Source organism: Pantoea sp. App145 (genome assembly GCF_047947045.1).
Taxonomy (GTDB): domain Bacteria; phylum Pseudomonadota; class Gammaproteobacteria; order Enterobacterales; family Enterobacteriaceae; genus Pantoea.
This window is the reverse complement of the sequence record NZ_CP133290.1, coordinates 2,412,786-2,436,389: the sequence shown is the minus strand read 5'-3', so window position 1 is coordinate 2,436,389 and position 23,604 is coordinate 2,412,786. Positions and strand designations below refer to the sequence as shown.

General features: G+C 56.3%; 14 protein-coding genes. 11 read left to right on the top strand and 3 right to left on the bottom strand.

Translation table 11 applies throughout. The features are described from left to right. The first annotated feature begins 94 nt into the window (after positions 1–94). From murQ to RCF31_RS11120, 4 genes are all read left to right on the top strand, one after another. Positions 95–1,006 (top strand): N-acetylmuramic acid 6-phosphate etherase, encoded by a 912-nt coding sequence (gene murQ / locus RCF31_RS11135; RefSeq protein WP_416410461.1) that lies wholly within the window; start codon positions 95–97, stop codon positions 1,004–1,006. Then, positions 1,006–2,430, top strand: coding sequence for a PTS N-acetylmuramic acid transporter subunit IIBC (gene murP / locus RCF31_RS11130; protein WP_416410459.1), 1,425 nt, complete (start codon positions 1,006–1,008; stop codon positions 2,428–2,430). The genes murQ and murP overlap by 1 nt, the downstream gene beginning before the upstream one ends. Before the next feature lie 459 nt (positions 2,431–2,889). Continuing rightward, positions 2,890–9,075 (top strand): autotransporter outer membrane beta-barrel domain-containing protein, encoded by a 6,186-nt coding sequence (locus tag RCF31_RS11125; RefSeq protein WP_416410457.1) that lies wholly within the window; start codon positions 2,890–2,892, stop codon positions 9,073–9,075. Between the two features lie 190 nt (positions 9,076–9,265). Then, entirely contained in the window at positions 9,266–10,798 is a 1,533-nt protein-coding gene (locus tag RCF31_RS11120; RefSeq protein ID WP_416410454.1) for a methyl-accepting chemotaxis protein, read from the top strand. Here RCF31_RS11120 and RCF31_RS11115 read toward each other — a convergent pair. Next, on the bottom strand, positions 10,795–11,754 hold the full coding sequence (locus tag RCF31_RS11115) for an AraC family transcriptional regulator (RefSeq protein ID WP_299458181.1): 960 nt from the start codon (positions 11,752–11,754) through the stop codon (positions 10,795–10,797). The genes RCF31_RS11120 and RCF31_RS11115 overlap by 4 nt on opposite strands. A gap of 103 nt (positions 11,755–11,857) precedes the next feature. Between RCF31_RS11115 and RCF31_RS11110 the strand changes: the two genes are divergently transcribed. The 4 genes from RCF31_RS11110 to RCF31_RS11095 all read left to right on the top strand — a co-directional run bounded on the left by RCF31_RS11110 (position 11,858) and on the right by RCF31_RS11095 (position 16,582). Beyond that, positions 11,858–13,045 carry an MFS transporter gene (locus RCF31_RS11110; RefSeq protein WP_299458179.1) on the top strand — a complete coding sequence of 396 codons (1,188 nt, stop codon included), beginning with the start codon at positions 11,858–11,860 and terminating at the stop codon, positions 13,043–13,045. Between the two features lie 297 nt (positions 13,046–13,342). Continuing rightward, positions 13,343–13,552 (top strand): DUF1471 domain-containing protein, encoded by a 210-nt coding sequence (locus tag RCF31_RS11105; RefSeq protein ID WP_084871874.1) that lies wholly within the window; start codon positions 13,343–13,345, stop codon positions 13,550–13,552. A gap of 208 nt (positions 13,553–13,760) precedes the next feature. Further along, a complete protein-coding gene (locus RCF31_RS11100) occupies positions 13,761–14,816 on the top strand; it encodes a YncE family protein (RefSeq protein ID WP_416410451.1) in 1,056 nt (351 codons plus the stop codon). 122 nt (positions 14,817–14,938) lie between these two features. Continuing rightward, positions 14,939–16,582: a dihydroxyacetone kinase subunit DhaK gene (locus RCF31_RS11095; protein ID WP_416410449.1), complete on the top strand. Its 1,644-nt coding sequence runs from the start codon at positions 14,939–14,941 to the stop codon at positions 16,580–16,582. Positions 16,583–16,628: 46 nt separating this feature from the next. Here RCF31_RS11095 and sbmA read toward each other — a convergent pair whose 3' ends face one another. Beyond that, entirely contained in the window at positions 16,629–17,864 is a 1,236-nt protein-coding gene (gene sbmA / locus RCF31_RS11090) for a peptide antibiotic transporter SbmA (protein WP_084871877.1), read from the bottom strand. A gap of 296 nt (positions 17,865–18,160) precedes the next feature. On the opposite strand from sbmA, the gene RCF31_RS11085 reads away from it, so the two are divergent. The 3 genes from RCF31_RS11085 to RCF31_RS11075 are packed head-to-tail and all read left to right on the top strand — an operon-like array spanning position 18,161 to position 22,013. Next, positions 18,161–18,895 (top strand): gluconate 2-dehydrogenase subunit 3 family protein, encoded by a 735-nt coding sequence (locus tag RCF31_RS11085; RefSeq protein WP_313683160.1) that lies wholly within the window; start codon positions 18,161–18,163, stop codon positions 18,893–18,895. A gap of 2 nt (positions 18,896–18,897) precedes the next feature. Then, positions 18,898–20,682 (top strand): GMC family oxidoreductase, encoded by a 1,785-nt coding sequence (locus tag RCF31_RS11080; protein WP_299458169.1) that lies wholly within the window; start codon positions 18,898–18,900, stop codon positions 20,680–20,682. 11 nt (positions 20,683–20,693) lie between these two features. Continuing rightward, a complete protein-coding gene (locus RCF31_RS11075) occupies positions 20,694–22,013 on the top strand; it encodes a c-type cytochrome (protein WP_416410446.1) in 1,320 nt (439 codons plus the stop codon). A 168-nt stretch (positions 22,014–22,181) separates the two neighbouring features. Here RCF31_RS11075 and RCF31_RS11070 read toward each other — a convergent pair whose 3' ends face one another. Continuing rightward, positions 22,182–23,591 carry an MFS transporter gene (locus RCF31_RS11070; RefSeq protein WP_299458165.1) on the bottom strand — a complete coding sequence of 470 codons (1,410 nt, stop codon included), beginning with the start codon at positions 23,589–23,591 and terminating at the stop codon, positions 22,182–22,184. Positions 23,592–23,604: the final 13 nt, after the last annotated feature.

Genomic DNA, 23,604 nt, shown 5'->3' with positions numbered 1-23,604 from the left:
ACTGAAAAAAATCTTTTCCTGCCTGAGTGAATTAAGAATTCAATTTGATATATAGTTTTACGAATAAATTATTCTTTCACCGGAGTGTGTGCGCATGAAAATCGATCTTAGCCAGATGGTCACCGAAGGCCGTAACCCAGCCAGCCAGCATATTGATGAGTTGTCGACGGAAGCGATGCTGCGCGTTATCAACGATGAAGATAAAAAGGTGGCGCTGGCTGTAGAAGCGATCGTGCCGCAGATTGCCCAGGTGGTGGATGCCATCACCGCTGCCTTCCGCCAGGGCGGTCGCCTGATTTACTGCGGGGCTGGCACCTCAGGGCGTCTTGGCATTCTTGATGCCAGCGAGTGCCCGCCGACCTTTGGCACCCCACGTAGCCAGGTGGTGGGGTTAATCGCCGGGGGACACACGGCGATTTTGCAGGCGGTGGAAAATGCGGAAGACAACATTGCGCAGGGCGCGCAGGATCTGCGTGATATTCAGTTCAGCGCCAAAGATGTGCTGGTGGGCATTGCCGCCAGTGGCCGCACCCCGTACGTGCTGGGGGCGCTCGACTACGCGAAACAGCAGGGTGCGTTTAGCGCCGCCTTAACCTGCAACCCGGATAGTGCGATGGCGCAGGTGGCCGATGTGGCGCTAACCCCGGTGGTTGGCCCGGAAGTGGTCACCGGCTCTTCGCGGATGAAAGCCGGTACCGCGCAGAAGCTGGTGCTGAATATGCTGACTACCGGCGCGATGATCCGCAGCGGCAAGGTGTACGGCAACCTGATGGTGGATGTGGAAGCCACCAACCAGAAACTGGTACAGCGGCAGATTAACATCGTCCGCCAGGCGACCGATTGCGATGAAGCCACGGCGCAGCAGGCGCTGGCGGCCTGTCAGGGCCATTGCAAAACCGCCATTGTGATGGTGCTGGCGGGTTTGCAGGCTGATGAAGCGCAGGCGCTGCTGGGCCAGCATCACGGCTTTATTCGTCAGGCGTTACGTGATGCAGGAGCGCAATAATGGCCGCCATCAGCGAATCCTTATTGCGCGATATTCTGCACGCCGTGGGTGGGGCGGCCAATGTGGCGCACTGCGGTAATTGCATGACGCGCCTGCGTCTGACCTTAGTGGATGCGCAGCTCGCCGATCATGCACGGCTGAAAACCCTGCCAGGGGTGCTCGGGGTGATCGACAGCGATGCGCAGTTGCAGATCGTGTTAGGTCCTGGCAAAGCGCAGAGCGCGGCAGAAATGATGCAGACGATGCTGGAGAGCACGCCGGATCTGCAATCCATTGCCTCGGCGCAAAAGCAGCAGCTTAAAGCGAAACAAACCAGCCGCCTGCATCAGTTTCTCGCACGCTTTGCCACCATCTTTACTCCGCTGATCCCCGGCTTTATTGGTGCCGGTTTGCTGCTGGGTTTCGCCACGCTGATCGAGCAGATTTTTCATCTCACCACGCCGGGCGATCATCCCCACTGGCTGCTGGCGACCGTCGCCTATATGAAGGTGTTTGGCAAAGGGCTGTTCACCTTTCTCAGCATTCTGATTGGTTATAACGCGCAAAAAGCCTTTGGCGGCACCGGGGTGAATGGGGCGATTATCGCTTCATTATTTGTGCTGGGTTATGTACCCACCGCCACCGTGGGTTATTACAGCGGCATGGAGAATTTCTTCGGTCTGACTATCGATCCGCGCGGCAATATTATTGGCGTGCTGCTGGCGGCAATATTTGGTGCCTGGCTGGAGCGGCAACTGCGTAAAATCATTCCTGATAATCTGGATATGATTCTCACCTCTTTGCTGACCTTGCTGATAACTGGCGCGGTGACTTTCCTGGTGATCATGCCGATTGGCGGTGAATTATTTAAAGGCATGTCATGGCTGTTTATTCATTTGAACAGCAATCCGTTTGGTTGCGCCATTCTGGCCGGATTGTTTCTGATTGCGGTGATGTTTGGTATTCATCAGGGGTTTATTCCGGTTTATTTTGCTTTGATGGAAAGCCAGGGCTTTAACTCGCTGTTTCCGATTCTGGCGATGGCGGGAGCCGGTCAGGTGGGGGCGGCGCTGGCATTGTGGTGCCGGGCGGATAAACATTCGCAGTTACGCAGCCAGATAAAAGGGGCGATTGTGCCGGGCCTGTTAGGGGTCGGCGAGCCGTTAATTTACGGCGTCACCCTGCCACGCCTGAAACCCTTTATCACCGCCTGCTGTGGCGGGGCGCTGGGTGGTTTCTTTATTGGTCTGGTGGCCTGGCTGGGATTACCCGTCGGCATGAACACGGTGTTCGGTCCGTCTGGGCTGGTGACGCTGCCGCTGATGACGTCACCGCAGGGTATCTTCGCCGGTATGGCGGTGTATCTCGCCGGATTGATGGTGGCCTGGGTAGGCGGGTTCGCTTTTACCTGGTGGGGCGGCATGCGCGGGGTGGACTTGAGTTAAGGTGATTCGCAGCGGCGCGATAAATCGCGCTGCTACGAGATTGTGCAATCATATTCGCTAATAATATGCTGCCTTTAGCATATTAATCTGTGTAATTGTACCGATAACAATTAGGTCCAATTATAAATAAATTATTAAGACTAAATAAATAACTATTAATGAGTTATTTATGTAATCAATATCAATGTGATGGTTTCTATTATTGGAGTTTTTGGGATCAGAAGAGATTAGTTTTTTATTATGATAAATAGTAATCAGATGCGGTGCTTTGCTTTCCGTGATTGAAACGTCTATACCTAAATAAAATATTCTCCAGGCTGTTTATTTCCCGCTCTTTATGTCATTAAAAAATAAATTGCTATTCGGGATTGGTCAGATAGCTGCCGTTTTATCCCCCTTTGCAATGAGTTTAGCGTTGTTGCAATAAAGCACGGATGCTGCCCACTCATTGGGGGATGTATGAGATTTAGATTCGCTCCGGCTGTTTTAGGGATCCTGGCAACACCGAGCCTACTTTTTTCAATATTAAATAGCGAAGCGGCGACACTGGGGAGTTTTACACCACAAATCAATGATAATCAGGTGGGCACGTTACAAATCAACAGCGGCAACGAAATTCTCAGCGGTAATCAGAATTTCGCGGCAGGTGTGGATGGTGCAGTCACCACCACATTGGGCCTGGTCAGGATCACTGCCGGGACACAATACCTTAATCAGGATCGTCTCGATCCTGGCCCACAGAATTATGCCATCACGGTGCCGGACTCGGCTACCGGAGGCAACATTACCTTTCAGGTCTACAACTCCGCCAATCTGGTGACGCTGCCGCCCGTCACTGCCAGTACCAGCGTGTCCGATGTGCAGAATGTCAACAATGGCCAGTACATCAATGCCCGTGTTGCCAATGTATCTACCGGGGGAACGCTCACTGTCAGTATTGGTCGTGCCAGCGCTGCCAGCAGCGCAGCCACCAATAGCTGGACCATGGCCGCCAAACAAACCACCCTTTTTCAGGTTAATGCTAATAGTTCCCTGATCTGGAACGGCAACAACCGTATTACCTTCACCGGGAGTACCGCGACACCGAATGGCGGCAGTGCAACGCTGAGCTACCAGGTGCAAAATCTTGCGGTTTATCGCGGTGCGTTAAGTGTGACGACGCTGGATGGTAAAACCAACAATTTCACCGTGACCAATGCCAGCCAGCTACAGGCTTACAATGACTGGCTGATTAACCAGTTGCAGTCCGGCAAGCTCAGCACCGCCAGTTACCTGACCGAGTTCAACAAAGCGGTTACGGTAAGCAATGGCAATATTGTCTATCAGGTGAGCGCCACGCCACCGGATGAAGTGACATTACCCCTTGGCGAACGCACGGTGATCAATGCTGTGGGTGCTAACGCGCGTGTCACCGTGGCAGCGGGGAAAACGCTGGAGGTGATTGGCGCAACCAACGGTGCAATCCAGGCAACAAACGGCGCACAGGCGCTGATTAACGGCAAATTGGCTAGCCGTGGCACCAGCAACAATGGCACGGCGTTACTCTTGAGCACCGGCAGTAACGGTACCAACAATGGCGTGATTAATGGTGGATTCCTCAATCGTCAGGATGGCACCGGCATTGGCTCCACCAGTTTAGGGGCCAACGGCGTGGTGGTGCAGAGCGGCAGCACTTTCGCTAACAATGGGGTGCTCAACTTTGCCACCATCGGTAGCAACACGCAGTATGGTGTGGCCGGTATCAGACTGGATGACTCAGCGAGCGCCAGTAATCACGGCAATATTAATGTTGGCGTCAATGGTTCCAGCGCGCGTGGTACCTCCTCGGGCGTGTTGCTTACCACAGCCACTTCCGCCTTCAGCAATGCCAGCGATGGCACGCTCTATATCGGGCGTGGTCCGCAAAATAGTCTCAATGAATCCGTTGCCGATACCGCTATGAACCAGAGCGGATTGACCAGCGGGATTGCGTTGGTGGCGAACGGCAGCGCTATCAATGACGGTCATATCGTGATTGGGTCGCGGACACAGAATGCCGCTGCCATGTCGGTTAGCGGGACCAGCAACGCCCTGCTTATCAATAACGGTACTATCGATATCAACGGTGCTGCTGCCAGCGTTCCGCGTGAAAATGTCGGCATTCTGGCGACTAACAGCAGGGGGACTTTGGATAATCGTGGGATCATCAATCTGAACGGTGTCAATGGCACCGGTGTGAAGGTATTGGCGACCAGCGGTAGCACCGCAGCGGCCAGTTCGACAGGCACGATCAATGTGGCAGGCGGTGCCGATCCGATCAGCGGTACACGCAATTTCGGCGTTTGGGTGGAAGGTCAGGGCACTGGGACGGCCAGCGCCATTATTGACGGCCCGATCAACCTCAGCGGCATTGGCGCGATTGGCGTCCATGCGCGGGGTAATGCCACGGTGGATGTGGCGCAGGATGCGGTGCCCACATTCACGGCGGGCAGCAATCAGATCGCCTTCTTCGCATACGGCCCCAATGCACGTATTAATGTTAACGGCAATCATGCTTTTAATGTCACCACTCCCTCTTCGACGCTGTTTCGTGTTGAGCAGGGTGCCGACTTTGATGGCACCGATCTGTCGCTTACTGCCTCGGGGGCAGGCTCCGTCGCGGTAAACGCGAGTGGCACGGGGAATACCATCGTTAACACACGTAATGCCCTGCTTGATGTCAGCGGTACAGGCGCGATCGGGGTAAATATCGAGGGTGGAGCCAGCGGCAACATTGATGCCGCTACCCGTATCAACCTGCGTGGCAATAATGCGCTCGGGGCTATTGTTGATGGGCAGAGACATACCCTCACGGGCGACAACAGCGGGGTGCCTGTCACCAGCACCACGCTGACCTCAGCAGCCGCACTCAGCTCGGCACAGGATGGGCTGACAGGCTATCTGGCGCGTAATCGTGCGCAACTGGTTAATCGGGGAAATATCGTTTTTAGCGGTGCGAATGCGACGGGCATGCGTATAGAAAGTGGCGCAACTGGAACCAACAGCGGCAACATGAGTATTAATGATGGAGGGACTGCCATCAGGGTGGACAGCGGTGACAGCACCTTCACGACTACCGCGAATAATAGCGGAACGATTAATGTCAACGGCGGTGATACCACTCATCGCAGTCTGGGGATCAGTGCCAGCGGCAGCCGCGCGGTCGCTAACCTTAACGGCGGTGCGCTCAACCTCAATGGCTCAGGCGCGATAGGGGCTGAAGCGCTCAACGGCGCATTGGTTAATGTTGCGATGGGATCAGCGCCAGTCTTTAACGACAACAACCAGATTGCCTACCATGCTGCGGGCAGCGGCTCGCGGATCAATTCCGCCGCCAGTGCGCTGAACATCAGCAGTAATGGTTCCGTGGGTTACCGTATCGACGAGGGTGCAGGACTGAGTTTTAGCCGCCCGCTTACCCTCTCCGCTGCTGCTGACGCCAGTACGGGAGTGATTGTCTCCGGTAGCGGCAGCAGCCTGAACACTGAAAACAGTCACTATCTCGCCAGCGGTATCGACAGCACCGCAATTCGTGTTGAAGGGGGAGCCAGCGCCACGCTTGCCAGTGATATCAGCCTGAGTGGTGATGGCAGCATCGGTGTGCTGGTAAATAATCTGCATACCGACCTCAGTAACGCGCTGGATGGGGCATCGGCGGCCACGACCGCCACCAGTAATGGCAACATCAGCGGTACCGGCAGTCATGCCATTGGCGCTGACCTTGCCAATGGGGGCAGCCTGGTCAACAACGGCACGGTGGACCTCGCTGGCAGCGGCAGTATCGGTATCCGGTTGCGCGCAGGTAGCACGCTGACCAACAACGGCGTGGTGAGTGTGGCTAATGGCACGGGTCTCGACATGAGCGGCAGCGGCAGTTCGCTGACCAAAGGTGGTTCGATTAACGTGAGCGACGGTGTGGCTGGGGTGCGCATCAGCGATGGTGCACAGCTGGCCTTATCCGGTAGTGACACGGTGATCACCAGCAGTGGCAGCGCACAGGGTATTTTGCTCGACAGCGGCGCAGTGGGGCTGACAGCCAGTGACGCTACCCTCAATATCACCGGCAGTGGCAACGGCATTGAAAACCGCGCTGAGCTGGACAATATCAGCCTGAGCAACCTGACGATTAATGTTGCCAACGGCAACGGTATTCGCACTGCCGTTTCCTTTGATTCGGGGTCTGCGGTGACGACCAACGTATCCGGCAGTGGCAATGGCCTGAATTTCGCCAATGCGGACGGGTCAACCACCACGGATGATCTGGCTCTCGGCTCCGGCTACAAATTTAACGTTACCGGATCGGGTGGCAACGGCATTCTCGCTAACACCACGGGCAATATCACCACTGCCGCTGATGTCACTGTCGATAATCCAGCAGGTGGCTCGGCGCTTATTTCCAGTGCCGCAGCGAATATCCTCAACACCGGGGTACTTAGCTCCAGCAGTCTGGCCTCACCGGTGGTGGATGTGCAGAGTGGAAACACGGTATTCGAAAACCTCGGCACTATCACCGCCGCCAGCCCGGCTGCGGTGGCGATTGCGGGCAGCGGTGCGAATGATCAGGTATTGCTGACGGAGGGGGCAGTGGTGGGTGATATCCGCCCCGGCAGCGGCGCGGATCTATTCCGCTGGAGCGGGGGCAGCCTCAATGGCAGCCTGACCATGGGGGATGGCAATGACAACCGTGCGGAAGTGAACCATGTTGACCTCAGCACCACTTACCACCTTACCAGCGGTACCGGTACGGATAACTCCCTGACCTTGAATCAGATTGACGCACGGGGTGGGAGTTTCAGCTCTGATGATGTTAGCAAAGGCGTCAATCTCGGCAGCGGCTGGAATACCGTTAACTTTACAGATAGCCAATGGCAATTAACCGATAACCTGCAAGCAAGCAGCACTATCAATATTGATAGTGGTTCAACCCTCTACGCCGGGGACAATGTTCATCCGACGTTAACCGGCGGCAGCGATAATTCACTGGTAGTCAACAACGCCGGGATTATCGATCTGACCAACGGCAGTGGATCGCCAGGCAACCAGTTGGATATAGCGGGTTCACTGTCATCACAGAATGGGCAACTGAAATTGTCCACCACGTTGAATGAGGGGGGGGCGCTGGATAACCAGTTTACTGACCACCTGAATGTCACCGGCAATGCCAGCGGTACGACGCTGATTACTATTAAACTGTCTGATAACAGCAACGGTGCACTGACCGATCTGGATCAGAACGGCGGCATTGAAAACAATGAAGGGATTTCACTGGTGCAGGTGGCAGGCAATGCCGCGAGTGATAGTTTTGCGCTAAGCGGCGGCTATCTGGCTGCCGGGCCGTGGCAATACCGTCTCTATACTTTTGCACCGGGCAGCAGTGATGCCAGCCAGCGACAGGTCAGTGGGAGTGGCAGCACTTTCTGGGATTATCGTCTGGCAAATTATTACGTTTGTGAGGAGGGGGCCAGCTGTTCACCGATCTTTGTCTCCAGCCCTGCGCCTGTTCCCGATGGCGGCGGAGGCTCGGCAGGCGGCGGTTCGACCGGGGGCGACGGCTCGACGGGAGGCGGTTCGACCGGGGGCGACGGCTCGACGGGAGGTGGTGGTTCGACAGCGGGGGGCACGGGTAGTCTGCCAACCTATAAAGCACGCCCGGCGGTGGTGCCACAGGTCCCATCCTATATTTCTGCTCCGGTTGCACTGGCTTATTACACTGCCGCCATCATTGACGATTTGCATAAACGCCTGGGTGAACTGCGTCATGAACAGACCCATCCGGATGGCTATGGTAGCGAAATGTTTTTGCGCTACATCGGCTCCAGCCTGAAATATCACAGCGATCAGGGTTTTCTCGACTACGGCTATAATTTTGACCTCGACTACAACGCGGTGCAACTGGGTGGCAATCTGCTGCGATTCGATGGAGATAAGGACAGTCTGCGCGCTGGTATCGCTTACACCCGAGGTAACACGCATCTCCGTCCAAAGGCTGCTGACGGCTTCAGCAGTACCACGTTCGACAGCGACAGCCTGGCTTTTTATGGCACCTGGCAGCGACAGAATGGTTTTTATCTGGATGGTGTGTTGTCGCTGGACTGGCATCGCGGGGAAACAGATATCGCACGTCAACGCGAAGTCGCCAAACTGAAAGGCCACGGCTGGACGGCCTCGCTGGAAGGGGGGTATCCCGTTGATATGGGGCTGGGGCTGACGCTGGAGCCGCAGGCGCAGCTGATGTACATGCAGTTGCGCATGAATGATGTTATCGACGCTGACGGTAATAAGGTGCGTTACAGCGACTACAACCAGACCATTGGTCGTCTCGGTGCGCGTCTGGCCCGCAGCTGGAGCGATGGCAGCCATAATCAGTACACACCTTATTTGCGCGTCAATTATTACAAAGGCTGGGGTGGCGCTGCGGAAACGTCAGTCTCGTCGGTGGATTATCCGCAGCTGGGCGCGACCTTCGCCAGCGGTCATTTTGGTCAGATGTGGGAAGTGGGGGCCGGTGGAACGGCAACCCTTCAGCATAATATTTCGCTCTATGCTGAAGCGGATTACCGCAAAGAGATCGATGGCAATGGTGCACGCGGCTGGCGTTATAACGTCGGGGTGAGGTGGTTGTTTTAATGACAGGTAAGAATATTTAGTAATTAATCGTTATCTATTTTTCTCCTCTGTAACTCTGTGATTCCGGACAAAATCCTGCTTTATTCGGGATAAAAATGATAAAGCCACATTAAAGTTGTGACCTTTTCCTGCCGAAAAGATAAATAAGGGTTATCAATTTTTTTGACTGCTGGCTTGCAAGGACTCACTCATGCGTAACAATCAACCCATCACTCAGCGTGAATACGTCTTTGACGATCATGCCACCCTGATGTCTACCACCGATCTCAACAGCTATATCACCTACGCCAACGATGCTTTTATTGAGGTCAGTGGATTTACCCCGGAGGAGGTGAATGGCCAGCCACATAACATGGTGCGGCACCCGGATATGCCGCCGGAAGCCTTTGCGGATATGTGGGCGACGTTAAAACAGGGTGAACCCTGGACCGCACTGGTGAAAAACCGGCGTAAAAACGGTGATCATTACTGGGTGCGCGCCAACGCCATTCCGGTGGTACGCGCGGGGCAGGTACAGGGGTATATGTCAGTGCGTACCAAACCGACACCCGAAGAAATTCGCCAGAGCGAGGCGCTGTATCGGGATTTTCGTGAGGGGCGCAGTAAAGGCCGCCGTTTTCATAAAGGGCTAATTGTGGGGCGCTTTAGCGCGTTACTCAAAACGTTGCCGCTGCGCTGGCGGATTCGTTCCCCCCTGGCCGCGCTGCTGCCGCTGTCAGTGCTGGGGGTCTGGTTGCTTGGCCTGCCACCGCTGGCGCTGGGCTACTTTAGCGGCGGTATGGCGCTGTTATTGTTGCTGGCCAGCCTGTGGCTGGAGCAACAGATTTCACGCCCGATGGAACGTATCTGCCACCAGGCATTGAGTGTGGCGACCGGGGCCAGCCATAAAGTGGAGCAGATGGATCGCGTCGATGAAATTGGCGTCACGCTGCGCGCCATTGGTCAGCTCGGGCTGATGTTCCGCTGGCTGGTGGATGATGTCAGTGGTCAGGCAATTAACGTGCTGGGTGCCAGCGATGCCATTGCGCGCAGCAACGATGAACTGAGCCGCCGTACCGAGCAGGCGGCTGCCAATGTACAGCAAACGGCTGCCACCATGAACGAAATGACGGCGACAGTGAAAAGTAATACCGAAACCGCCAGCGAAGTGAATGATCTTTCGGCCAACACCAGCCAGGCGGCGGTGCAGGGCGGTAAAGTGATGCAGGAAATGGTCGGCATGATGGCGGAGATTGCCGACAGTGCTAAGCGTATCGCCAATATTACCAGTGTGATTGACGGCATTGCCTTCCAGACCAATATCCTGGCGCTGAATGCGGCGGTTGAAGCGGCACGCGCCGGGGAGCAGGGCAAAGGTTTTGCTGTGGTGGCCGGTGAAGTGCGCAACCTGGCGCAGCGGAGCGCCACTGCGGCCAGCGAGATCAAAAAGCTGGTGGAAACCAGCGCCAGCCGCGTGCAGTCAGGCAGCAGCCACGCCGACGCTGCCGGGCGCACCATGCAGGACATCGTTGAACAGGTGCAGCATGTCACCGCGTTAATCGCGCAGATCAGTGCGGCGACGGCAGAACAATCCGTGGCGTTGAGCGAGGTAAGCGGCGCGGTGGAAGACCTGGATGACATCACCCATCAAAACGCCGCGCGCGTGCAGGAAGGGGCAGAAGCGTCAGAACGTATGGCACGCCAGGCGAATCGCCTGGTGGAAGCGATCAGCGTGTTCCGTTAAAGCTCGGATATCACCTCCCGTCGGGCGCGCAGTGCGCCTGGCGGTTGTCCGACAATCCGCTTAAACGCCCGACTGAATGCCGCCAGCGAGCCGTAACCCAGATGAAAGGCGACGCTTTCCATCGCCTCTCCTTCGTTAACGATGCGCTGCACAGCCAGACGCATACGCAGTTCGGTGAGATAGCGCAGCGGCGTCATGCCGGTGGCCGACTGAAAACGGGCAGCAAACACCGAACGCGAGCTGCCCGATTCGCGTGCCAGCCGTTCTACCGTCCAGTTTTCGCCTGGCGCGCGGTGCATGGCCGCCATCGCCAGACTGAGGCGCGGATCGCGCAGCGCCTGCACCAGCCCGCTGCCTTTGCCGCAGCCGTTTTCCACCCAGCCACGCACAATCTGTGCCGCCACCACATCCGCCAGACGTGACAAAATCCCGGCAAATCCCGCCTGGCGCAGGCGCGTTTCGCGCTCCATCGCATCGAGGATTGGCTGGATTTCCGGATATTGCGCCAGCAGCGTGCTGACCAGCATCACATCCGGCATGGTGTGCACCAGCGGCTGCATCCCGCCCAGTTCAAACGCCATGCAGGCGCTGAACAGCACCACATCGGCGTTATCCGGGCTGTCGCACGCGGTGCCGTCAATGGCACAGACGCTGTCGCAAATCGGTTTGCTATTGAAGGTGCTGATCGGCTCGCAGTGCGCTTCTTCGCTTGAGATCAGCGCGTGGGGCCGACCATGTGGGATCAGCAGCGCATCACCGGCCTCAAGGGGATAGATCGTCCCGGAGGCGGAGCGGATCAGCAGCGATCCGCGTCCGACAAAATGCAGCTGCGCCCGGCCAGGCGCATCGTCGTAACGCAGGCCAAACGGGGCATTCAGGGCGATACGCTGATACCTGACGCCGTACAGACGCATGCCCATCAGCAGTTCACTGGTCAGATCTTCATAGCGGCTCATACGATTCCAGACGAATTATCAAAAAACAAAGTTTCTGTATCATAGATCGTCTTGCTGTTGCTCACTATGCTCACTCTTTAATATTTTGTGATGGGGATCGCAGATGAGCCTGAATAGTGATGTCGTCGAACAGAGTTTGCCGGTGGAGAAACCCGCGTGGGGTGCGGTATTTGCCATGGCTTTCGGCGTATTCGGCCTGATTACCGCCGAGTTTTTGCCGGTAAGCCTGCTGACGCCGATTGCCGCTTCGTTGCAGGTCAGTGAAGGGCAGGCGGGACAAACCGTCACAGTGACCGCGCTGGTGGCGCTGCTGACCAGTCTGGTGATTGGCAATCTCACCCGCCGTCTTGATCGTCGCATGGTGATGCTGGCATTTACCCTGTTGTTGATCGCCTCGGCGCTGCTGGTGGCGTTTGCTGAGGATCTCACCATGATCCTGCTGGCGCGTGTGTTGCTGGGCATGGCGATTGGTGGTTTCTGGACGTTATCAACCGCCATCACCATGCGTCTGGTGCCGAATGACCAGGTGCCACGTGCGCTATCGATTGTGTTTAGCGGGATTTCACTGGCGACCATCATCGCCGCGCCGCTTGGCAGCTATCTGGGTGGGCTGATTGGCTGGCGCAATATTTTCCTGCTGACCGGTGCGTTAGGTGTGCTGGCGTTGTTCTGGCAGTTCTTTACCCTGCCTGCCATGCCGCCGGAAAACAAGGCACGCAGTGGTGGCGTGCTGGACCTGCTGCGCCGCAGCGTGATGCGCTGGGGGATGCTGGCGGTGATCATGATGTTTACCGGTCACTTCGCCTTCTTTACTTACCTGCGTCCGTTCCTGGAAAGCGCTGCGCAGCTTAACGTCAATCAGCTGTCGCTGGTGCTGCTGGCGTTTGGTGTGGCGAACTTCTTCGGGACTTCGCTGGCGGGTTATCTGGTGACGCGCAGCGTTTCGCTGACCCTAAGCGGTATGGCGCTGCTGATGAGCGTCACTGCGCTGGTGCTGGTGAGCTTCGGCGGTGTCTCGTGGCTGGTGGCGGTGGGTGTCGCGGTATGGGGCCTGGCATTTGGTTCGATGCCGACTGGCTGGTCAACCTGGATTTCCCGTGCTGTGCCGGATGACGCGGAATCCGGTGGCGGCTTGCTGGTGGCGACGATTCAGCTGGCGATCACCGCCGGTGCTGCTGCGGGTGGCTGGATGTTTGATTTGCAGGGCGCAGGCGGGGTATTCCTCTCCAGTGGTGTACTGATGTTGCTGGCGGCGATAACCATTTTCACCCGCGTGCGGCATCACGGGTAGGTAATTAAAAAAAACACGCGATAAATCGCGTCGCTACAAATTGCACCTGCTTGTAGCGGCGCGATTTATCGCGCACGTTAACTTTCAGTAATCACAGCGATAAATCCTGCCTTTTAACTAAAACGCAGATTATTAACACTGCGTGCAAAAGCTAACCATAACGTGCTTTTTATGGTCAGTTTTTTTGAATGATAACCGCAAATCTCTCCGCTTTTTGTTGATCAATTTTCGGCCTAATATTTATCTCAACAAGGCGATGACGCCTTACCTAATCAAATATTGACCGAGGAATTGACCATGAAATCTATCAAAACTTTTGCTGCTGTTGTTGCTCTTTCCGTCCTGCCTTTCGCCAGCTTTGCTCAGAGCGTGACCGCTACCGCGTCTACTCTGGACGGTGCTGAAGCGAAAATTGCTGCTCAGGCACAAGAAGCTGGTGCTTCCTATAAAGTGACAGAAGCCACCTTCAATAACGGCGTGCACATGACCGCTGAACTGACTAAATAAGTCAGTTAACAATCTGTGCTGACAGGGCGCCTCCGGGGCCCTGGCCGCGTTTAAGCAGATAAAATCCTGTCGCTTTCCTTTGTAAATGATTACTATTCGCAAAAATAAAATCCTTCGTCGGCCTGCCTCGGGCTGCTTTTAACGATCTGGTTGCAATGTCGGGCTTTCATTCACTGCCGTGAGGCGGTGGTTTTGCTATGGAGAAGTCATGAAAGCGAATAAAACTGTGCAGTGGGTGCTGCGTCCACTGTTTCTGGCGACAGCCCTGTTTTCTACCTCTGCGGTAATGGCGGCAGATGCTCAGGAATTGAATCAGCCGATCTCGAAAGGTGCCTATGAACTGGCGTTCAGCAACAGCGATAACGCGCTGTTTCTGGCGACGTCACAAAATGCCACCAACGAAAAAGGCGGCACCGTCTATCGTCTCGACCCGCAAAATCTGGCGGTAAAACAAACCATCGATACCGACCTGAAAGCCTTCGGTGCCACCATCAACCCCAAAACCAACGTCCTCTACATCGGTAATACCGTGAATGCGGCGGTGACAGCGGTGGATGCCACCAGCGGCAAGGTACTGAATACATTGGTGCTGGATGGCCGTAAGCGCAGCGAAGATGTGCGTCCGCTGCAACCGCGTGAGCTGGTAGCCGATGCGGTGACTGACCGCGTTTATATCACCGGTCTGGGCCCGCAAAGCGTGGTCTGGGTGGTGGATGGCAAAACGCTGCAACTGATTAGCACCGTGCCGAACACCGGTAAAATGGGCACCGGCCTGGCGCTGGATTCCGCTGCGCAGAAACTCTACGTCACCAACGGCGACGGTGAGCTGGTCACCATCAATACCCGTCTGAATGCGATTGAAAAGCGTCATAAAATCGACGCGGATAAAGATCATTTCTTCCTGAACATCGCGCTGGATACCGAGGGCCATCGCGCCTTCCTCAGCGATTCCAAACAGCCGCAGGTGCTGGTGCTGGATACCCGTAGCCAGCAGGTCATCCAGCGGATTGATGTCCCTGAATCGCTGGCGGTGCTGTTCAATGCTGACCGTGATGAACTGTACGTGACGCACCGCAAAGCGGGCGAAATCAGCATCATTGACGCCAGCAACTACAAAGTAAAACGCACCGTCAAAGCACCGGGCCTGCCGAACAGCCTTGCGCTGTCGGCGGATGGCAAAACGTTGTTTGTCAGCATCAAACAGCCTGGCTCACGTAAAGAACCACCCAAAAATCCGGATAGCGTGCTGCGCATCGCGCTGTGATCACATTTATCTGAATTTGCAGGGCGGCTTGTGCCGCCCTTTGCATTTCCTGCCTTTGCTCAGCGTTTCTCTGCGCTTACTGCGCTACCTTTAAGTACCACAACACCAAAAGGGAGAACGCAATGAGCCAGTTTTTTATGCATAAGAAGGTCGATCTGGTTAACGAAGCTATCGAAGGGATTCTGTTGAGTACCTCGTGGCATAACCTCAGTCGGCTGGATCTCGGAGATGAGATCCGCGTCGTGGTGCGTAGTGACTGGGACAAAAGCAAAGTCGCGCTGATCTCCGGGGGTGGCTCCGGCCATGAACCGGCCCATGCCGGATTTGTCGGTAAAGGGATGCTGACGGCGGCAGTGTGCGGCGATATCTTCGCCTCGCCGAGTGTTGATGCGGTGCTGAGTGCCATTATCAATGTCACCGGCGACGCGGGCTGCTTGTTAATTGTGAAAAATTATACCGGTGACCGCCTCAATTTTGGGCTGGCGGCGGAGAAAGCGAAAAAGCTCGGCTACAAAGTGGAGCTGGTGATGGTGCAGGACGACATCGCCCTGCCAGATAACCCGCAGCCGCGGGGCATTGCCGGGACCGTGCTGGTGCATAAAATTGCCGGTTACGCCGCCGAACAGGGCAAACCGCTCAGTGCCGTCAAAGCGTTAGCGCAGCAGACGATAGAAGCCACCTCGTCGATTGGGCTGGCGTTTGGCACCTGTCATATTCCGGGTGAAAAACGCGATGATCGCGTGCGGGAAGGGCACAGCGAGCTGGGCATGGGCATACATGGCGAACCGGGTGTAGTGACGCTTGATACGCAAAATAGCCGAAAAATCAGCAGCATTATGACGGATAAATTGGCCCAGATGCTGCCAGACGGCAAACAGTCGCTGCTGCTGATCAATAACCTCGGCGGTTTCTCACAGCTTGAGCTGGCGCTGCTGACGCGCGAAGTGTTGCAGTCACCGCTGGCGGCACGCATCACTCATCTGATTGGCCCGGCTACGCTGGTGAGTGCGCTGGATATGAAAGGTTTTTCACTGTCGCTGCTGGCGCTGGAGCCGCACTTCCTCGAAGCGCTGAGCGCCCCGGTGCAGGTGATGGGCTGGGTGCCGATGTATGACTTTGCGCCGGTCAGCCTGCAAACCGCGACCGCTCCCCTCAGTGAACTGGAAGTGACGCCATCGCAGGACAAGGCCGTGGCGGAGGTGGTGAAACGCATTACACAAACGCTGATTGAGCTGGAAAGTGACCTGAATGCGCTGGATGCCAAAGTGGGCGATGGCGATACCGGCTCCACTTTTGCTGCTGGGGCGAAGAAAATTCAGCGCGGCTTGCGCGAACATCAGTTGCCGCTGGCGGAATTGTCAGTGCTGCTGGCGCTGGTGGGTGAGCAGCTCTCCACGGTGATGGGCGGTTCGAGTGGTGTGCTGATGTCGATTCTGTTCACTGCCGCTGGACAGCGGGTGGACGAGGGTTATGAGTTGCCGGAAGCGCTGATGTACGGGCTGGAACGCATGAAACATTATGGTGGTGCGCAACCAGGGCACCGCACGATGATCGATGCGCTGGAACCGGCACTCTGGGCGCTGGTGGCGGGGCAAACCATGCAGGATGCCGCCGATGCGGCGAAGAAAGGCGCGGATGCCACGGCGCAGATGTCGAGTGCCAAAGCCGGACGCTCGGCCTATCTCAACCAGCAAAGTTTGCACGGTGTGAAAGATCCAGGTGCATTTGCGGTTGAGCAGGTATTTGCGGCATTGGCGAAACCCTGATTATGCATGAAACCGTAGCGGCGCGATAAATCGCGCCGCTACGGGATTATTCTGCCGCTTCGCGCATCATCTCTTCGTGCGGGATATCCTGCAAAATCTGCTCAAAACTGCGCAGACGTTTGTAGATCGACATCAACTCCACCAGCGTTGACCACGAGGTAATCAGGTATTGGAACGACGAGCGTACCTGGTCAAACACGTTGGTGATCTGGTTCAGCAGACCGAGCGTAATGGTGCCTGCCACAATCGACGGAAACAGCAAAAACAGCCCGAACACGTTATCTACCTGCAAATAAAGAATGCGGGTGATGTTGAAGTACAGATAGTGAAAATAGAGGCGGAAATAGTTAAAACGCACGCGACCAAACAGCTCAGTGACGGTGGGTGGTGAGGCGCGCGATGCATCATCTTCGCCGTAGACCAGTTCTTTACGATAGGCGGCTTCCACCCGCTGGTTACGAAATTCCAGACCGGGCAACTTGATACCCACCAGCGCCAGCAGGCCGGTGCCGAAAATTGACCACAGCACCGCAGCAATCACCAGCGCGTAAGGGATATTGCCCAGCAGCGGGATATCTTTCACATGATGCGACAGGGTGATCAACACCGGCAGGAAGGCAATCAGCGTCATGATCGCCTGAATAAAGCTGACGCCCCAGTCTTCCAGCGTGCTGGCGAAACGCATGGTATCTTCCTGCACACGCTGCGCCGCACCTTCCACATGACGCAGGCGTTGCCAGTTGTGCATGTAGTAGTTATTCATCGCGGTACGCCAGCGGAACACCCAGTGGCTGATGAAGAAGGAGTTCATCACACCAATCACCACGGCAATCAGCGCGATGCCTAAAAAGGCGACTACCTGCTGATAAAATTCACCGATCTGCACCGAACCGGCTTTAGTGAGCGCTTTCTGAATCAAATCATAGAACGGGCCATACCAGGCATTGACCGCCACCCCGACCTGCACACCAAACCAGGTAACGAAGATAATCAGCGCGGAACCCCATACTGACCAGCGCTGCCACGGATGGTTATCGGCGATGCGCCAGGCGATGGCAAACAGCGCCACTACCAGCCAGTAATAGGCGTAAAACCACAGTTGGCTGGCGGCGATAAAACGCAGTGCGTTATCAGGCAACGGTTTACTCATTGCTGCGGCAATATTGGGCCACATAGAAGGTAAGTCGCTGGCAAAGCCAAACCAGGCAAAAATCGCCAGTAAACTCCAGATGGCCACCGTGCTGAAAAACAGCGCTGGCCGGGGAAAATAGGACTTAAACATAGACACTCCGCTGTTATCAGATCCCTTTATACCGTTTAGGGGCCTTAACTGTCTGTAGGCTGTTGTATCAGACCATGACAATGTCGCGCCTGCGGTGTAAAGCCGCTGCGCAAAATGTTAATTATTTTGTGCGATTTTGTGTCCTTACGCTAAATCTTTGTCAGCAACGGTGTTACACTGCGGCGCAATGTTACCGGTAACGGTGGCGCTGTATCCTTAAGCCCGCACATAAAAATCATTACAACGCAATCAGTTAACCTTTCATGCCACATTATATGCGGCACTGAGGCAATGTCATGTCAGAACACAAAAATGGTCACACACGCAGGGATTTTCTGCTGAGAACCATCACCCTGGCGCCAGCCATGGCGGTGGGTTCCACGGCGATGGGTGCACTGGTTGCGCCAATGGCTGCCGGAGCAGCAGAACAAAGTGGCGGGCCACAAAAAGCCCGCGACTATCAGCCGACCTGGTTTACGGCTGAAGAGTTCGCCTTTATCACCGCTGCGGTGGCACGTTTGATCCCCAACGATGAACGCGGTCCTGGCGCACTGGAAGCCGGGGTACCGGAGTTTATCGATCGCCAGATGAACACCCCGTACGCCCTCGGCAGCAACTGGTACATGCAGGGGCCGTTCAATCCCGATCTGCCGAAAGAACTGGGTTATCAGCTGCCGCTGGTGCCGCAGCAGATCTACCGCCTGGGCCTCGCTGATGCTGATAGCTGGAGCAAAAAGCAGCACGGCAAAGTGTTTGCTGAGCTGAGCGGCGAACAGCAGGATGCCCTGCTGAGCGACTTCGAAAGCGGTAAAGCGGAGTTCACCCAACTCCCGGCCAAAACCTTCTTCTCCTTCCTGCTGCAAAACACCCGCGAGGGTTACTTCAGCGATCCGATCCACGGTGGCAATCAGGGCATGGTGGGCTGGAAGCTGATTGGCTTCCCCGGCGCACGCGCTGATTACATGGATTGGGTGGAACGCGGTGAACGCTATCCGTTCCCGTCAGTGGATATTCGCGGGGAGAGGGCGTAACCGTGGCAAATGAATTGAAGAAAGTGGATGCGGTGGTAGTGGGTTTCGGCTGGGCGGGAGCCATCATGGCAAAAGAGCTGACCGAAGCCGGGCTGAATGTGGTGGCGCTGGAGCGCGGTCCGCATCGTGACACCTACCCGGATGGCGCGTATCCGCAATCCATTGATGAACTGACCTACAACATCCGTAAAAAGCTGTTCCAGGATCTGTCAAAAAGCACCGTCACCATTCGTCACGACGCGTCACAGACGGCGGTGCCTTATCGTCAGCTGGCGGCGTTTCTGCCCGGCACCGGCACCGGCGGCGCGGGTCTGCACTGGTCGGGCGTACATTTCCGTGTCGATCCGGTCGAGCTGAATCTGCGCAGTCATTATGAAGCGCGTTACGGCAAAAACTTTATCCCGGAAGGCATGACGATTCAGGATTTCGGCGTCAGCTATAACGAACTGGAACCCTTCTTCGATCAGGCGGAGAAAGTCTTTGGTACCTCGGGCAGTGCCTGGACCATCAAAGGCAAGATGATCGGCAAGGAGAAAGGCGGCAACTTTTACGCGCCGGACCGCTCCAGCGATTTCCCGCTGCCCGCACAGAAGCGTACTTACTCGGCGCAGCTGTTTGCCCAGGCGGCAGAGTCGGTGGGCTATCACCCGTACGATATGCCATCGGCCAACACCTCAGGTCCGTACACCAACACCTACGGTGCACAGATGGGCCCGTGCAACTTCTGCGGCTATTGCAGCGGTTACGCCTGCTACATGTATTCCAAAGCCTCGCCTAACGTGAACATCCTGCCCGCGCTGCGTCAGGAGCCGAAGTTTGAGCTGCGTAACAACGCCTATGTGTTGCGCGTCAATCTGACCGGCGACAAAAAACGCGCCACCGGCGTGACCTATCTCGATGGTCAGGGCCGTGAAGTGGTGCAGCCTGCGGATCTGGTGATCCTGTCGGCGTTCCAGTTCCACAACGTGCATTTGATGCTGCTGTCCGGTATCGGCCAGCCGTATAACCCGATCACTAACGAAGGTGTGGTCGGCCGTAACTTCGCTTATCAGAACATCTCGACGCTGAAAGCGCTGTTCGACAAAAACACCACCACCAACCCGTTTATCGGTGCGGGTGGCGCTGGGGTAGCGGTGGATGATTTCAACGCCGATAACTTCGACCACGGTCCGTACGGTTTTGTCGGTGGCTCGCCATTCTGGGTGAACCAGGCGGGTACCAAACCGGTTTCCGGTCTGCCGACCCCCAAAGGCACACCGAACTGGGGCAGCCAGTGGAAAGCGGCGGTAGCAGATACCTACAACCACCATATTTCGATGGATGCCCACGGTGCGCACCAGTCATACCGCGCTAACTACCTCGATCTCGATCCGAACTACAAAAATGTCTACGGCCAGCCGCTGCTGCGTATGACCTTTGACTGGCAGGACAACGACATCAAGATGGCGCAGTTCATGGTCGGCAAGATGCGCAAAATCACCGAGGCCATGAATCCGAAGATGATCATCGGCGGCGCTAAGGGACCAGGCACCCACTTCGATACCACCGTGTATCAAACCACGCATATGAGCGGCGGGGCGATCATGGGTGAAGATCCGAAAACCAGCGCAGTGAACCGTTATTTGCAGAGCTGGGATGTGCCGAACGTGTTTGTGCCGGGGGCGTCTGCGTTCCCGCAGGGTCTGGGCTACAACCCGACCGGCATGGTGGCGGCACTGACCTACTGGTCGGCGAAAGCCATCCGTGAACAGTATCTGAAGAACCCTGGTCCACTGGTGCAGGCATAAGGAAAACGGCGATGATGAAAAGCATTCTGGCCCTGGTTTTGGGCACGCTGTCGTTCGCCGCGCTGGCGGACGATCAGGCAAATGATGCCCTGGTAAAACGGGGTGAATATCTGGCGCGCGCCGGTGACTGCGTGGCCTGCCACAGCGTCAAAGGTGGGCAGCCTTTTGCCGGTGGTTTGCCGATGGCGACGCCAATTGGCACCATCTATTCCACCAACATCACCCCGGATAAAACCACCGGGATTGGCGACTACAGCTACGACGACTTTCAGAAAGCAGTGCGTCATGGCGTGGCGAAAAACGGTGACACGCTGTATCCGGCGATGCCGTATCCGTCTTACGCGGTGGTGAGCGACGAGGACATGAAGGCGCTGTACGCGTACTTTATGCACGGCGTGGCACCGGTGGCGCAGGCCAACAAAGATAGCGATATTCCGTGGCCGCTGTCGATGCGCTGGCCGCTGGCAATCTGGCGCGGCATGTTTGCGCCGGACGTGAAAGCGTTCCAGCCTGCTGCCCAGGAAGATCCAGTGCTGGCACGGGGTCGTTATCTGGTGGAAGGTCTGGGTCACTGTGGCGCCTGCCATACGCCGCGCAGTATCACCATGCAGGAGAAAGCGCTCAGCAATGATGGCGCGCATGATTACCTCTCCGGCAGCAGCGCACCGATTGATGGCTGGACCGCAAGCAACCTGCGTGGCGACAACCGTGACGGCCTGGGACGCTGGAGCGAGGACGATCTGCGCCAGTTCCTGCGCTATGGCCGTAACGATCACACCGCCGCGTTCGGTGGTATGACCGATGTGGTGGAGCACAGCCTGCAACACCTGAGCGATGACGATATCACGGCAATTGCCCGTTACCTGAAGTCGCTGGGGGCGAAAGACGCCAGCCAGACGGTGTTTACCCAGGATGACACGGTGGCGAAGGCGCTGTGGAAAGGTGATGACAGCCAGACTGGCGCGTCGGTGTATGTCGATAGCTGTGCTGCCTGCCATAAAACCGACGGCAGCGGTTATCAGCGCTTCTTCCCAGCGCTGCGTGGCAACCCGGTGGTGCTGGCAGACGATCCGACGTCGCTGATCCACATCGTGCTGACTGGCGGAACGCTGCCAGGCGTGCAGGGTGCACCTACGGCGATCACCATGCCGGCATTCGGCTGGCGTCTGAATGATCAGCAGGTGGCAGATGTGGTGAACTTTATTCGCGGCAGCTGGGGCAACGGTGCTAAAGCCACGGTGACGGCGAAAGATGTCGCCTCCTTACGTAAGGATGAAACCGTGCAGGCGCATCAGGGCAACGCGGATATTAAGGTGCTGGAACAGCAGTGATAAAACAGGGGCCAGATAATGGCCCCTGTTTTTGCACCTGTAGCGGCGCAATTTATTGCGCTGTTTTTTGCCGACACCACGCCATTGCTAAAATCTGCGCGATAAATCGCGCCGCTACAGATGATCGCACCTGGCGTAGCGGCGCAATTTATTGCGCAAAATCAGGCACTAAATATTCTCCAAATCAATGCCACGCGTCTTCGGACCGTAAATCCCCACCGACAGCATCACCATCAACATACTCAGCACGATAAAGGCAATCACCCCCTGGCTACCGGCATATTGCAGAATCAGGCCGATGAGAATGCTGCTGAACGCCGTTGACAGGCGGCTGAACGAATAACAAAAACCAACGGCGCGCGCACGAATGTGCGTCGGGAAAATCTCGGTCTGATACGCGTGGTAGCTGAAGGTCAGCCAGGCGTTGCTGTAGGTAATCAGGAAGCCACAGATAATCATCAGCACCGGGCTGGTCATAAAGGCGAACAGCGTGCCGAACACCACCGTCATCAGCGATGACAGAACGATCTGCCACTTGTTCTCGATCTTATCGGCGTAGCGGCTGCAAATCAGCGAACCCAGCGGGTAGGCCAGCGTAATGAAAAACGCGTACAGCAGGCTATGCGTCACCGTTGCACCTTTACCTGACAGCAGGGCGGGCAGCCAGTTACCAAAACCGAAGAAACCAATCGCCTGGAAGAAGTTCATCACCACCAGCATCAGGGTGCGTTTGCGATATGCCGGTGCCCAGATCTCGCTGAAGCGGCCTTTTTTCGGCAGCTGTGCGGCGGCGTCGCGGTCGGAAAAGTCTTCGCCCGGCGCGATACCGCAGCGTTTTTCCATCTCGCTCAGGACGCGATGCGCCTCCTGATGACGGCCTTGCTGCGCCAGCCAGCGTGCCGATTCCGGCAGGTTCTTACGAATAAACCAGATCACCAGCGAGCAGAGCGCACCGGCAATCACCACCCAGCGCCAGCCTTCAAGGCCGAGGATGGTTTGCGGCACCAGCCACCAGGACATCAGCGCCACAGCGGGCACTGACAGAAACTGAATAAAAAACGAGAAGGCAAAAGCGCGGCTACGCAGATGAGTCGGCACCCACTCGGAAAGATAGGTATCAATGGTTACCAGCTCGATACCGAGGCCAATTCCCACCAGAAAGCGGCACAGGATAATCATCTCGGCACTTTGCTGAAACGCCATCAGTAACGAGAACACGCCGTACCACGCCAGCGCGCACATAAAGGTCAGGCGACGACCAAAACGGTCCGCATAGGGAGCCAACAGGCTGGCACCGACAAACAAGCCAAGAAAGGTGGCGGAGGCAAAAGCGGCCTGATCGGCAATGCCGAACACGCCCGCGCTGCCGGTGTGGAACACACCCGCCGCCAGTAGCCCGGAACTGATATAGCCGGTTTCAAACAGATCGTAGAGTTCAAAAAAACCGCCCAGTGCCAGCAGCGTGATAAAACGCCACAGGCCAGCGGAAGAAGGAAGCGCGTCGATGCGCCCGGCTAAGGTACGGCGATCCGCAGCGATAATATCGCCAGCCACCCCGGTTGTGCAGGCAGTTGTCATTGTTGTATGAACC